11 protein-coding genes are annotated in these 14452 nt (G+C 41.6%); 1 reads left to right on the top strand and 10 read right to left on the bottom strand.

Features of this window, described 5'->3' with window-relative positions; all coding sequences use genetic code 11:
* Positions 1-115: 115 nt before the first annotated feature.
* Positions 116-592, top strand: a complete 477-nt coding sequence (locus tag BLT_RS0104915) for a LiaI-LiaF-like domain-containing protein (RefSeq protein ID WP_017726698.1) — start codon at positions 116-118, stop codon at positions 590-592.
* An 84-nt stretch (positions 593-676) separates the two neighbouring features.
* On the opposite strand, the gene yihA is transcribed toward BLT_RS0104915, so the two are convergent.
* The 10 genes from yihA to BLT_RS21410 form a co-directional block, all read right to left on the bottom strand.
* Complete coding sequence (gene yihA / locus BLT_RS0104910) at positions 677-1258, bottom strand: ribosome biogenesis GTP-binding protein YihA/YsxC (RefSeq protein ID WP_017726697.1); 582 nt, start codon at positions 1256-1258, stop codon at positions 677-679.
* Entirely contained in the window at positions 1255-3579 is a 2325-nt protein-coding gene (gene lon / locus BLT_RS0104905; protein WP_017726696.1) for an endopeptidase La, read from the bottom strand. The genes yihA and lon overlap by 4 nt, the downstream gene beginning before the upstream one ends.
* 188 nt (positions 3580-3767) lie before the next feature.
* Positions 3768-5438 (bottom strand): ATP-dependent protease LonB, encoded by a 1671-nt coding sequence (gene lonB, locus BLT_RS0104900; RefSeq protein ID WP_017726695.1) that lies wholly within the window; start codon positions 5436-5438, stop codon positions 3768-3770.
* A gap of 207 nt (positions 5439-5645) precedes the next feature.
* Entirely contained in the window at positions 5646-6920 is a 1275-nt protein-coding gene (gene clpX / locus BLT_RS0104895; protein ID WP_017726694.1) for an ATP-dependent protease ATP-binding subunit ClpX, read from the bottom strand.
* A 506-nt stretch (positions 6921-7426) separates the two neighbouring features.
* Positions 7427-8719, bottom strand: a complete 1293-nt coding sequence (gene tig / locus BLT_RS0104890; protein WP_017726693.1) for a trigger factor — start codon at positions 8717-8719, stop codon at positions 7427-7429.
* Between the two features lie 106 nt (positions 8720-8825).
* The gene (locus BLT_RS0104885) at positions 8826-9866 is read right to left on the bottom strand and encodes a tetratricopeptide repeat protein (RefSeq protein ID WP_017726692.1); all 1041 of its coding nucleotides are present in this window, start codon (positions 9864-9866) and stop codon (positions 8826-8828) included.
* 147 nt (positions 9867-10013) lie between these two features.
* The gene (leuD, locus tag BLT_RS0104880; RefSeq protein ID WP_017726691.1) at positions 10014-10598 is read right to left on the bottom strand and encodes a 3-isopropylmalate dehydratase small subunit; all 585 of its coding nucleotides are present in this window, start codon (positions 10596-10598) and stop codon (positions 10014-10016) included.
* A gap of 17 nt (positions 10599-10615) precedes the next feature.
* Complete coding sequence (gene leuC, locus BLT_RS0104875) at positions 10616-12034, bottom strand: 3-isopropylmalate dehydratase large subunit (RefSeq protein WP_017726690.1); 1419 nt, start codon at positions 12032-12034, stop codon at positions 10616-10618.
* Between the two features lie 37 nt (positions 12035-12071).
* Positions 12072-13166: a 3-isopropylmalate dehydrogenase gene (gene leuB / locus BLT_RS0104870; RefSeq protein ID WP_017726689.1), complete on the bottom strand. Its 1095-nt coding sequence runs from the start codon at positions 13164-13166 to the stop codon at positions 12072-12074.
* Positions 13167-13180: 14 nt separating this feature from the next.
* A partial coding sequence (locus BLT_RS21410; protein ID WP_017726688.1) for a 2-isopropylmalate synthase occupies positions 13181-14452 on the bottom strand: 1272 nt, incomplete at its 5' end.

The following is a 14452-nucleotide window of genomic DNA, read 5'->3' as shown; positions in this document are numbered from 1 at the left end:
AACGATTCTGCACTTTTAGGATAACCAAAATTGGAAAGTCTATGATCCACTTTTAAGCATTTAACTTATTAGTGATTCTTTGTATGTAAGGTGCACGTAACGAAAGGAGTACATAATGAAGCAGCAACGTGTTTTTACAGGAGTTCTCTTGACTGGACTCGGTGGGTATTTTCTCCTTCAACAATATCCCCTTCCTTATCGAGAGCAGTTGCTTACATGGCCGTCTATTTTTGTTCTTTTAGGACTTGCTTTTTCCATTCAATTTCTTTTTAGTCGTGACAACGGGTCCTTATTCCCTGGACTCCTGCTCCTTGGACTTGGCCTCCACTATCACGGCATTGCTTTCTTTCCTTTTTGGCCTTCTCACTGGGCAATGCTCACGCTTATTTTGGGGCTTTCTTACTCAATTCTTTATTTAAAAACAAAGCAAGGTGGGCTCGGTCTCGGCTTGGCACTTCTGCTTTTTTCACTCTTTATGCTATTTTCAACAAACGTCTTTCTTTGGTCAAAAAATATTTTAACCCTTTTTGATGGTTTTTGGCCCTTCGCTCTGATCCTGTTTGGTGTTTTCCTTCTGATGAGAAGAAGATAGATTTAATCAAGCTACGATTGCCATAACCTAAAACCCTTTGCAATTTAATATAGCTGCAAAGGGTTTTAACATGTGTTTATGAACTTACAAATAGCTTAAAATTGTTTTCCAAGCATCGTCTTTACCGTAGCCTGTTTCCGATGAAAAAACAACAATTGGATCATTCTTATCCTTATTCAATACTTTAGAAATAATCTTCTTATGTTTCTCCCATTTTCCCTTTGGAATCTTATCACACTTTGTAGCCACCAATATCACAGGTATTTCAAAGTGCTTCAACCAATCATACATTAATTGGTCATCCTTCGTTGGCTCGTGGCGAATATCAATAATTTGAATCACTGCTTTCAGCTGCTCTCGCTGCTGGATAAATGTTTCAATCATCCGTCCCCATGCTTCTCGCTCTTTTTTTGAGACTTTTGCAAAGCCATAGCCTGGTACATCAACGAAATGTAACTGATCATTAATCGCATAAAAATTAAGTGTTTGTGTCTTTCCAGGTCTTTGCGACGTGCGCGCTAAACTTTTACGATTCATCATTTTATTAATAAACGATGATTTCCCAACATTTGAACGGCCAGCTAAAGCGACTTCAGGCAACAATGTATTTGGATATTGCTCAGGCTTCACAGCCACTGCTGCAAGCTCTGCCTTTGTTACTTTCATTTTTTCTCTCCCAACGCATGTTTCAGTACTTCATCTAAGTGTTCTACAAGAATGTATGTTAACTCGCTGCGAACACTTTCTGGAACATCTTCTATGTCTTTTTCATTATCTTTCGGAATGATGATCGTTTTTAGCCCTGCGCGATGAGCACTCATCGATTTTTCCTTAAGACCGCCAATCGGTAAGACTCTTCCTCGCAATGTAATTTCCCCAGTCATCCCCACTTCTTTTTTAACAACACGCCCCGTCAAGGCTGAAATGAGAGCGGTTGCCATTGTAATTCCTGCAGATGGTCCATCTTTCGGTGTCGCTCCTTCTGGAACATGAATATGAATATCATTTTTCTCATGAAACCCTGGGTCGATTTCAAGCTCCTTAGAACGGGAACGAATGTAACTAAATGCGGCTTGGGCAGACTCTTTCATCACATCGCCGAGCTTCCCTGTAAGAATAAGCTTTCCTTTTCCAGGAACAACTGACACTTCAATGGATAATGTATCTCCTCCTGCCGTCGTATAAGCAAGCCCGGTGGCAGCACCGACCTGATCCTGTTCCTCAGCTAATCCATAGCGAAAACGAGGCTTACCGAGCATTTCCTCTACTGTCTTAGCCGTTAACATGACGCGCTTTTTCTCACCTGCAACAATTTTCTTTGCTGCCTTCCGACATAGGGTTGCAATTTGACGTTCTAAATTCCGCACACCCGCTTCTCTCGTATAATAGCGAATGACCTTTTGAATCGCTTCATCCTTTGCTTGGAGCTTTCCTTTCGTTAAGCCGTGCTCCTTCATTTGCTTTGGCAACAAATGCCCTCGAGAAATGTGTAACTTTTCTACTTCTGTATAGCCGGCAATTGGAATAATCTCCATCCGATCAAGCAAAGGGCCTGGAATGGTCGCAATATTATTAGCGGTTGTCACAAACATGACTTTCGACAAATCATAGGGTTCTTCGATGTAATGATCACTAAAGGTGTGATTTTGTTCAGGATCAAGTACTTCCAAAAGCGCTGCTGCAGGATCGCCACGGAAATCGTTAGCCATTTTATCAATTTCATCAAGCAGGAAAACAGGGTTCACAGAACCTGCTTTTTTCATCCCTTGAATGATTCGACCTGGCATGGCTCCGACATACGTGCGACGGTGACCGCGAATTTCTGCTTCATCACGGACACCCCCTAAGGAAATCCGAACAAATTGGCGGTCGAGCGCCCGAGCGATCGAACGGGCAAGTGAGGTTTTTCCAACACCTGGAGGACCAGATAAGCAAAGAATCGGCCCTTTTAATTCTTTCGTTAGCTGTTGTACTGCTAAGTATTCCAGTACTCGTTCTTTCACCTTGTCCAAGCCATAATGATCTTCGTTCAAAATATCCTCTGCACGATGAACGTCTAGAATGTCCTCCGTTTCTTTCTTCCAAGGCAATTGGATAAGCCAATCAATATAATTTCGCAGCACCGAGCTCTCCGCAGAGCTAGCTGGCATTTTTTCGTATCGCTCTAGCTCTTTTAGCGCTTTTTCTTCCACATTGCTTGGCATTTCTGCTTCTTCAATTTTTTCTCGAAGGGTCGCAACTTCCCCTGCTTTCCCTTCTTTTTCACCTAATTCCTTTTGGATCGCCTTCATTTGCTCCCGAAGGTAGTATTCCTTCTGGGTTTTTTCCATTGATTTTTTTACACGTTGGCCAATTTTTTTCTCAAGTCCTAAGACTTCCTGCTCATTATTCAAAATTTCCACAATGTGAAGCAACCGTTCTTGAACGGATGTCATTTCCAAAAGCCCTTGTTTTTCGGCTACCTTTAACGGAAGATGGGAAGCAATCACATCAGCCAACCGACCTGGATCCACAATATCCGAAACAGAAGCCAAGGTTTCAGCGGAAACTTTTTTTGAAAGCTTAATGTACTGCTCAAACATTTGCAGGACATTGCGCATTAGCGCTTTCGTCTCTGCCGATTCTTCCTCATCTTCCTCTGACAAAACGCTCATTTCTACTTCAATAAAAGAATCGTTCTCCGTATATCGTTCAATTTTAGCCCGCTTCAATCCTTCTACCAGGACCCGAACCGTCCCATTCGGAAGCTTTAACATTTGCTTCACTTTCGCCAGCGTTCCGACAGAATAAATTTCTTCCTCTGTAGGATCATCAATAGAAATCTCTTTTTGTGTCGCTAATAAAATATGATGATCATCCACCATCGCATGCTCTAACGCTTGTACCGATTTTTGACGGCCTACATCTAAATGAAGGACCATCGTCGGAAAGACGAGCAATCCCCGTAAAGGCAAAAGTGGAATTTGCCGTCTCTTTTTTTCGTCCATCCGCTCATACCCCCAAACATCCTTCTACAAAATCCGTATTGATTTTCTGTAACAGACGCATAGATCCACCGTCATTCATGTGCCCATCTTTTCCATACACAAATTGTCACACGTAACATAGGTCTTGCGTCAATCCTCGTTCATCGATCTTTCTCAATTTTATCTTATCGCTGATCCTTTGTCTAATCTTAAACAGGTGTTACAGGATATTTCAATGGACTTGTTGCCGGTATGATTTCCTCATTGGCTTCATCACGGATAATCGCTTCAGCAAGAACCTCCTCTAGATGACGGACAGGGATAACTTCAATCCCTTGAATCTCCTTTAAAATCGCCTGTTCATTGTCCTTTGGAATAAAGATGCGTGTCACACCTGCTAATTTGGCTGCTTCTACTTTGGCAACAACCCCTCCCACAGGCTTAATTGCCCCATGAATCCCCAATTCACCTGTCATTGCAAGTCGGTTGTCTACTTTTTCTTCTCGAATTGCTGAATAAATCCCTGTAGCGATGGCAATCCCCGCTGAAGGGCCATCCACAGGTGCGCCACCTGGAAAATTCACATGAATATCATAATCCCTTGTTGGAACCCCCATTCTTCTAAGCACCGTCACAACGTTCTCAACAGACCCTTTTGCCATACTTTTTCGGCGGATGGATCGCATTTGATTTCCCGTCCGCTCTTCCTCAGCAATTCCAGTAATATTGATCGTACCCTTTCCTTGATTTGAAATAACATTCACTTCAATTTCAAGCAACGCACCCGTATTCGGACCAAAAACAGCCAATCCGTTTACGACCCCAACAAGAGGCTCCGAATGAACTCGACGCTCTATACGAGGTGACAGCTGGCTTGAATGAAGTACCCATTCCACATCTCGAACCGTTAGTTTGGTTCGGCTTTCTGTTGTCGCAATTCCTGCAGCAATTTGAACAATGTTTACTGCTTCTCGACCGTTCGTTGCGTATTGTGAAATTTTTTCGAGTGCAGACTGCTCTGCTTGAAAACCAACTTTGTTTACTGCTTTTTCAGTGATGGCGACGATTTCCTCTTGATTTAAAGAATGGAAAAAGACTTCAAGACAGCGTGAGCGAATGGCTGGAGGAATTTCTTCTGGTGTACGTGTTGTTGCACCAACAAGGCGAAAATCAGCCGGCAGCCCTTTTTGAAAGATTTCATGAATATGTGGTGGGATTTGATGATTTTCCTCGCTATAATAAGCACTTTCTAAAAATACTTTTCGATCCTCAAGCACCTTTAGCAGCTTGTTTATTTGAATCGAATGAAGCTCTCCAATTTCATCAATAAACAAAATGCCACCGTGCGCTTTTGTAACAGCTCCTTGCTTCGGTTGCGGGATGCCTGCCTGCCCCATCGCCCCAGCACCTTGGTAAATAGGATCATGAACGGAGCCAATGAGAGGATCAGCAATTCCTCGTTCATCAAAGCGAGCAGTCGTTCCGTCTAGTTCAACAAAGACCGCCTCCTTCGCAAAAGGAGACTGTTGATTTTTTTTCGCCTCTTCCAATACAAGTCTCGCAGCAGCCGTTTTCCCTACACCAGGGGGACCATAAATAATCACATGCTGTGGGTTGGGTCCGCATAATGCAGCACGAAGGGAACGGATGCCTTCTCTCTGACCAACAATCTCATCAAAGCTAACAGGTCTTACTTTTTCAGCAAGGGGCTCACTTAAAGAAATGGCCCGCATTTTCCGTAATTGCTCCATTTCTTTTCGGGATTCACGATCAATGGATACCCGCTGCGTGCGCTGGTTTTTTAGCAAATTCCAAAAGTAAAGCCCAATGACCACACCAAAGAATAATTGAATTAGCAATGCCATGCCTGTCCAGTTCATAAATAGCCTCCCAGATGATGTCTAAGTTTTTCTTAGTATCTCCGTGAACGACTCTAGTAAACGAAGAAGATCGGAAAAATTCCCTTTGTGGTTGGGCTTAAACCTGGCTTTCTTGTTGAAGTATGTTACCTTTTCATAAAATTTCATGCTCTCATAAAAATTACCAATACAAAAGCCACCCCTTTTAAAAGGAGTGGCTGTTCGTGCTTAAGCACTTTCTTTTGGTTCACTTTTCCTCATTTTAATTTCTGAACCGTCTTTTGTTTTTAAAATTGGTGCTTCATTATCTGTGACACACTTTTCATGAATAATACATGTATCCACATCATCGCGAGCAGGCAGGTCAAACATCACATCAAGCATAAGACTTTCGATTATCGAACGTAAGCCACGAGCACCCGTTTTGCGCTCAATTGCTTTTTTCGCAATTTCCCGAAGCGCCTCATCCGTAAATTCTAGCTTCACTTCATCAAGTTCGAGAAGCTTCACATATTGTTTGACTAGTGCATTCTTCGGTTTGGTTAAAATTTCGATAAGCGCATCCTCATCTAAAGGCTGTAAGCTTGAAATCACCGGCAAACGACCAATGAACTCAGGAATTAGGCCAAAACGAAGTAAATCCTCAGGTAACACCTTGCCTAAATATTCTCCTGGCTTTAAATCTTCTTGCTTTGTTTCTGAACCAAATCCAATCACTTTCTTACCGAGACGTCGTTTAATAATTTGCTCGATACCATCAAAAGCCCCACCACAAATAAAGAGAATGTTTGTCGTATCAATTTGTATAAACTCTTGGTGAGGGTGCTTACGTCCACCTTGAGGCGGTACACTTGCAGTCGTCCCTTCAAGGATTTTAAGTAGGGCTTGTTGAACCCCTTCACCTGAAACGTCACGTGTGATGGATGGATTCTCTGATTTACGTGCCACCTTATCAATTTCATCAATATAAATGATCCCTTTTTCAGCCTTTTCTACGTCGTAATCAGCTGCTTGAATCAATTTAAGCAAAATATTTTCTACGTCTTCCCCAACATATCCAGCTTCAGTAAGGGATGTAGCATCTGCAATCGCAAACGGTACGTTCAAAATCCGGGCCAGCGTTTGCGCAAGAAGCGTTTTACCGCTACCTGTTGGTCCAATCATACAAATATTACTTTTCGCAAGCTCTACTTCCTCAGATTTGCTTAGGGAGTTAATTCGCTTGTAATGATTGTATACCGCAACTGACAATGATTTTTTCGCTTGATCCTGTCCAATGACATAATCATCAAGAATTTCACGAATCTCATGCGGTTTTGGTATTTCTTGGAATTCTACTTCTTCTTCTGTACCAAGCTCCTCTTCGACAATTTCTGTGCAAAGCTCAATACATTCATCACATATATAGACACCAGGTCCTGCCACAAGCTTACGAACTTGGTCCTGTGTCTTTCCACAAAAAGAACATTTTAGTTGTCCTTTTTCATCGTTAAACTTAAACATCGGATCACCCCTTACGGATTATTGTACCACTCTGGTGACATCTTCACATCTGTTTCGCTTTTAGTCGATACACATTGGTAGCAAACAAGTCTCTTTATTTTGCCATTGTATCACAGAAGCTTTCAATAACGTAAATAAAACCACTCACTGTTTATGTAATACGATTCTTTTTTGCAATATGGTATAGTGAATAAATTTATGGTTGAGTAGTTAATCGTTATCTATGTAGAATGACAGCATCACCGAAACAAGTTCAATTAGATTCCAGCACAGGATTCTTTCCTTCATTGTATGTACCTATTGAATATACATTCAATAAATGCAAAGAAAATTCCTCTTTTCAAACCCAATTTTGCCAGTCACTTCTTTCAGCTTGTTCATTTAGCGATCTTCTCATACATGATTAGCAAAGCTTCACAGTCTATTGCTCCGTTCTCATGCACCCTAAAAAATAGTGTAAGACAAGGCACGAAAATTCGCGCCTTGTCTACAGAATCCATATTTACTTAAACAGCTTTGCTGTTGTCAACAAGGAACTCAATCGCTTTTTGAATTCTCAAATCACCTTTAATGCCTTCGGTTCCACCTTGAGCTGCAAAAATGTTTTTAATTTCATCCACAGGACGTTTATACATCTCAGCCATTTTTTCAAATTCTTTTTCAATATCTTCGTCTGTTGCCTCAAGATTTTCAGCGTTTGCAATCGCTTCAAGCGTTAGATTCATGCGAACACGCTTCTCAGCATCATTCTTAAATTGTTCACGCATTCCTGCTTCATCTGTACCTGAAAATTGGTAGTACATTTCAAGGTTCATACCCTGCATTTGTAAACGTTGCTCAAATTCTTGAAGCATGCGGTCTGTTTCTGTTTTGATCATCACTTCAGGAATATCGATCGTTGCATTTTCAGTCGCTTTTTCTACAAGTGTATCACGCTTGTCATGATATGCTTCGTGCTCACGATCTTTTTCAAGCTTTTCTTTTAACTCTTTTTTCAATTCCTCTAGTGTTTCAACGTTTTCACTTACATCCTTGGCGAACTCATCATCTAAAGCAGGAAGCTCTTTACGTTTTACTTCATGAATTTTTACTTTGAACGTTGCAGGCTTACCAGCTAAATCTTCCGCATGATATTCTTCAGGGAACGTAACTTCTACGTCTTTTTCTTCGCCTGGCTTTAAGCCAATAAGTTGTTCTTCAAAGCCTGGAATGAATTGACCTGAACCAATTTCAAGGGAATAATTTTCTGCCTTTCCACCTTCAAACGGTTCTCCGTCAACAAAGCCTTCAAAATCAAGAACAGCTGTATCACCTGTTTCGATTGCACTATCTTCAACAACGACAAGCTCTGCATGACGCTCTTGTAATTGCTTCAGTTCGTTGTCAATATCTTCGTCTGTTACAGTGATATCTTTTTCTTCTACTTCAAGTCCTTTGTATTCCCCAAGCGTTACTTCTGGTTTCACTACAACCGTAGCTTTGAATACAAGGTTGCTGCCTTTTTCCATTTGTTCAATATCAATTTCAGGGCGGTCAACTGGCTCGATTCCTGTTTCATCAATTGCTTTTGAATAAGCTTCTGGCAAAAGAATATCAAGTGCATCTTGATAAAGAGCTTCTACACCAAATTGCTTTTCGAATAAGCTACGAGGTACCTTCCCTTTACGGAAGCCAGGTACATTTACTTTTTTAACAACCTTTTTAAATGCTTGATCTAACGCTTCGTTTACTTTTTCTGCTTCAACGTCTACTGTTAAAACACCTTGATTTCCCTCTAGCTTTTCCCATTTTACAGTCATTTATTTGTTCCCTCCAACTTTACGAACTATCTTTTTCCATTGTAAATCTCTGCTTGACAACCACTCCATTATACCATAGAACCCACGTATTTCAAGGTACGATCTATTACGAACGGTCAAGCTCAGCTCCCTGAAAAACTTGACTTTCTTGTTCTAGAATGTGCTCTGCCTTTTCTAGCATCTCACGGGTGTCACAGTGGCAAATTTCAGCAATTTCCTCTTCATCAAATGGAACACCATTTGTTTCATGAACTGCCACAGTCACTGCTGCCGTCCACAAGTTTACATCTACTGGCATTGGTAAAAACGGATAGAGAATAAATAAATAATGCCACCAAAGCTGTGTTGCCATTTGATACAAGCTAGGATTACTCGTTTCTAATACATCACCAAGTCGTTCAATCACATCCATGCCAAATTGCTGTTGGTCATAATCACTTAATTCAGCTGGAACCACCTTCATCTTTCGTCCGTCTTTCTCAATATGTATCGCTTCTCTCACAGCTTTTTGTGAAAGCAACTGCAAAACATAGCTTCTTAAAACAGAATCTTTCTCTTTATTTTCTACGTATTGAATAAAAGCCCTTATGACTTCCTTTTGATTAAATTTTTTTAGAAGCTGTATGCTATTCCACTGTTGCTCAGCATTTACTGATTCAAGTTGGTTGAATAATTCTTTAGGGATTTCTTCTTCTGCTTGTGATGTTTCATTTTTTATGTATGTATCCTCAGTCATTTGTCGACTGAAATGAAGCAATTGGTAAAAAGATTCTGCTTGCTTTGGTGGCAAGCGTTCTTCAGAAAGGACAGCATCGAGCATTTCAACCACTTCATCATAACGTCCAAGCTGGACAAGGAGTGAAATATGTACTTGCAAATTATCGTAATAGGTTCCAATATCTTCTCGCAGCATCGTATCTGTCAAAGCAACTGCTTCTTCAAGCTGACCTAGTTCTATTAAGCATAGAACTTTGCCGAATAGTACTTGTGGATGGTCTGGCTCATGTGCTTCCGCATCTTTGAAAAAAGCGATTGCGCTTTTAGGGTCTTTATCTTTTAATGCATCCATGCCTTTCTCGATTAAGCGCTTAACTAGACCTGGATATAAAACGACATTGTCCTTTCGCTTTAATTGTTTGTCGTCCATACGATCGCTCCACTCTTCTCTGCATGAGCAAAGAATATTTCTTCAGTTAAGTGTATCAATAAGCCTATTGAAATACAATTCTTGCGTTTTTTCCTGTAAAAAAGAGCTCCCTAAACAAAATGTTAGGTAGCTCCTAGCTGCTTTCATTTATGCACGCTGTTTTTCAAATTGTTCGATTTGCTCCTCATAACGAAGGGTTAAGCCAATCTCGTCCCACCCATTTAGGAGCATTTCTTTCCAATAAGGGTCAATGTCAAAAGAAGCTGTGAAGCCATCTGTGCTTTTGATTACTTGATTTTTCAAATCAACATCAAGCTCATACGCTTGGTCTTTTCCTTTTTCAAGTAATTCGTCAACTTTTTCCTTTTCTAAGCGGATCGGAAGAATTCCATTTTTCACACAGTTATTATAAAAAATATCAGCAAAGCTTGGTGCAATAACAACACGAAACCCATAATCCTGCAATGCCCAAGGCGCATGCTCTCTTGACGAACCACAGCCAAAGTTTGGACCTGCGACCAAAATAGATGCTCCTTTGGCATGAGGGCGGTTCAATTCAAATTCTGGATTTTCTTGACCGTCTTTTAAAAAGCGCCAATCAAAAAAGAGAAATTGACCAAAGCCTGTTCGTTCGACACGTTTTAAAAATTGCTTCGGAATAATTTGGTCAGTATCAACATTCACGCGATTTAAAGCAGCAATTGATCCTTTATGTTCAATAATCGGTTCCATTTCCATACCTCCAATCGTTAAGCTGGTTGTGGACTTGATGAAAATGAGCGGACGTCTACAAAATGACCGGCAATCGCAGCTGCTGCCGCCATTTCAGGACTGACAAGATGTGTCCGTGCTCCTTTTCCTTGACGCCCTTCAAAATTACGGTTTGACGTGGAGGCACATCGTTCTCCTTCTGGAACAACATCTGGATTCATACTTAAACACATACTGCAGCCAGAATCACGCCACTCAAAGCCAGCTTCTCTAAAAATTTGATCAAGTCCCTCTTGCTCCGCCCGCTTTTTCACTTGCTGTGAGCCAGGCACAACGAGTGCCCGTACATTCTCAGCTACTTTGCGTCCTTTTACCACTGAAGCTGCTGCACGAAGGTCACTTAGGCGAGAATTCGTACAAGAACCAATAAACACATGCTGAATTTTAATGTCTGTCATCCGTGTTCCTGGTTTAAGATCCATATAAGCTAAGGACTGTTCAATCGCCCGTCTTTCCGTATCGTTTTTCGCATCCTCAGGACTTGGTACGACTTGGTTTACACCAACACCTTGAGATGGGTTCGTACCCCATGTCACCATAGGTTCGATTTCACTTGCATCAATGGTGACTGTGCGATCATATGTGGCTCCTTCATCTGAAGCAAAGCTCTTCCATTTTTCAACGATTTCTAAAAATTTTTCGCCCTTTGGTACAAAGTCCCGACCTTCTAAATAATCAAAAGTCACTTGATCAGGGCTTATCAAGCCGGCTTTTGCTCCAGCTTCAATGGACATGTTACAGATGGTCATACGACCTTCCATTGACAAGCCGCGAATCGCCTCTCCCGTAAATTCAATGACAGAACCTGTTCCAAAATCCACTCCAAATTTTGAGATAATTGCAAGGATAATATCTTTGGCCGAAAGGGAAGGAGATAATTCTCCTGTCACTTTTACTTCCAACGTTTTTGGCTTTGATTGCCATAACGTTTGAGTTGCAAGAACATGCTCTACTTCACTTGTACCGATTCCGAATGCTAAAGCCCCGAATGCACCGTGAGTCGATGTGTGACTATCTCCACACACAATCGTTTTCCCAGGCTGGGTTAATCCTAGCTCAGGCCCAATCACATGGACAATACCATTATCAGGGCTTTCCAAATCAGCAATATCAATGCCAAATTCTTCACAGTTTCTTGCCAAGGTTTCCATTTGCGTTCGGGCAATGATGTCTTGAATGTTGTAACGATCAGTCGTTGGCACATTATGATCCATTGTTGCAAACGTTAAATCTGGGCGACGGACCTTACGCTTAGCCATACGTAACCCTTCAAACGCTTGTGGCGAGGTGACCTCATGCACCATATGCAAGTCAATATAAAGCAAGCTAGGCTTTCCTTCTTCAGACATGACGGTATGAGCATCCCATATTTTTTCAATGATTGTTTTTGGCGCCATCGTTTTGCACTTCCTTTCTTAAAAATATCGTAGAAGACTAAGCTTGAATCGCTGCATTCTTTCGTAAAACATCTACAACTTTTTTCGTCATTTGCTCTGTCGAAAGAGGCTCTTTCCCATCTTCACAAATATCTGCTGTTCGGTAACCATTCGTTAATACTTCATTAATTGCTTTCTCTACTGCATCGCCCTCTTTGATCAACCCAAATGAATATTTCAACATCATCGCAGCCGATGAGATTGTAGCAAGTGGATTGGCGAGGCCTTTTCCAGCAATGTCTGGGGCCGAACCGTGAATCGGCTCATATAAGCCAGGTCCATCACTACTCAAGCTTGCTGATGGTAGCATACCGAGGGATCCTGTAAGCATGGATGCTTGATCGCTTAAAATATCACCAAACATATTTTCAGTCACAATCACGTCAAATTGCTTTGGCTGGCGAATAAGCTGCATCGCTGCATTATCCACAAGCATATGCTCAAGCTCTACCTCTGGAAACTCTTGCGCTACTTCTTCAGCCACTTCTCTCCACATCCGACTCGTTTCAAGGACATTTGCTTTATCTACCGAAGTTACATGATTTTTTCTTACTTTTGCAAGTTCGAAAGCTTTGCGAATAATTCGTCTCATCTCAGCTCTTGAATAAACAAGTGTATCAATGGCAACTTCCTCTTCGCCTGCTCCTCTCCGCTCTCGTGGTTCACCAAAATAAATACCGCCAGTGAGCTCACGAACGAATAGCAAATCAACGTCTTCAATGACTTCTTCTTTTAAGGATGACGCCTTACGGAGACTGTCAAAAATTGCAACTGGCCGTAGGTTTGCAAAAAGCTCAAGCTCTTTTCTAAGACCAAGAAGTCCTTTTTCAGGACGAAGGTGACCTGGAAGTCCATCCCATTTCGGTCCACCCACAGCCCCCAATAAAATGCCATCACTCTCTTTACAGATCGCTATCGTTTTTTCAGGTAAAGGTTCTCCATCCTCATCAATCGCTTTACCACCCAGCTTCCCATAGGTATACGTAAAAGAATGACCAAATTGATTTGCCACTTCATCTAATACTGAAATCGCCGAAGCTACAACCTCTGGGCCAATTCCGTCACCAGGAAGAACCGCAATCTTTTTATTCATTTGCTCTTCCCTCCTTATGCTTCAATACTCATTGCATTTACTTCTGCATAACGCTTTCGATTGATGGTCCGATTAATTGCATTTAAATAGGCTTTTGCTGAGGCTTCTAGCACATCATGGGCTGTTCCGCGACCGCTTGTTTCAACACCTTCATAGCGGAGCTTTACAAACACATCAGCTAACGCATCACGTCCGCCTGTAATTGATTGAATCCGATAGTCTTCCAGTATTGCAGGAACTGCAAGCACACGCTCTAAAGTGTTATAAATTGCTTCCACACTTCCAGAACCTGTAGCTGCCTCTTGAACGACTTCACCAGAAGGAAGCTTCATCGTTACGGTTGCCGTTGGAATATTATTCGTTCCAAAATTCACTTGCAATGTCTCAAGCTCGTAATGAGAAACAGAATCACCTACAGTTTGATCGGTCATCAAGGCAAACAAATCATCCTCGGTGATTTCTTTCTTTTTATCCGCAAGATCTTTGAATGATTTGAATATTCTGTTTAATTGATCTTCGGTTCCAGTAAATCCAAGCTCCTTCAGCTTTTCTTTAAATGCATGTCTTCCTGAATGCTTACCAAGCACCATTGAGTTCGATGAAACTCCGACAAGCTCAGGCGTAATGATTTCATAGGTTTCCTTGTTTTTCAGGACCCCATCTTGATGAATGCCTGACTCATGGGCAAAAGCATTCTGTCCAACAACTGCTTTATTATTCGGAACGACCATCCCTGTCAGCTTACTGACAAGCGAGCTTGTTCTTTTAATCTCCTTTAAGGTTAAACCAGTGTCAGCTTGATAATGGTCCTTGCGAATATTAAGGGCAACGGCAATCTCTTCAAGCGCAGCGTTTCCTGCCCGCTCACCGATTCCATTAATCGTGCATTCAACTTGATTTGCGCCCGCTTGAATCGCAGCAAGAGAATTGGCAACAGCCATCCCTAAATCATCATGATTATGCGTTGAAAGGATCGCTTTATCAATGCTCGGAACATGTTCTTTTAAATAAAGGAACATATTTTTAATTTCCTGCGGCGTTGTATAACCAACGGTGTCAGGCAGATTAATAACTGTGGCTCCCGCCTGAATCACTTCTTCAATAATTTGCGCTAAAAACGCAAAATCTGAGCGGCTTGCATCTTCAGCTGACCACTGAACATGATGGAATTTACTTGCTGCATATTTTACTGACGCAACAGCTGTTTCGACGACTTGGTCAGGCGTCATTTTTAGCTTATATTCCATATGGATAGGGGAGGTTGCCACGAATACATGGATTCGTGG

The organism is Halalkalibacterium ligniniphilum, from assembly GCF_000334155.1.
Lineage (GTDB): Bacteria > Bacillota > Bacilli > Bacillales > Bacillaceae_D > Halalkalibacterium > Halalkalibacterium ligniniphilum.
This window is presented reverse-complemented; position numbering and strand designations above follow the sequence as displayed.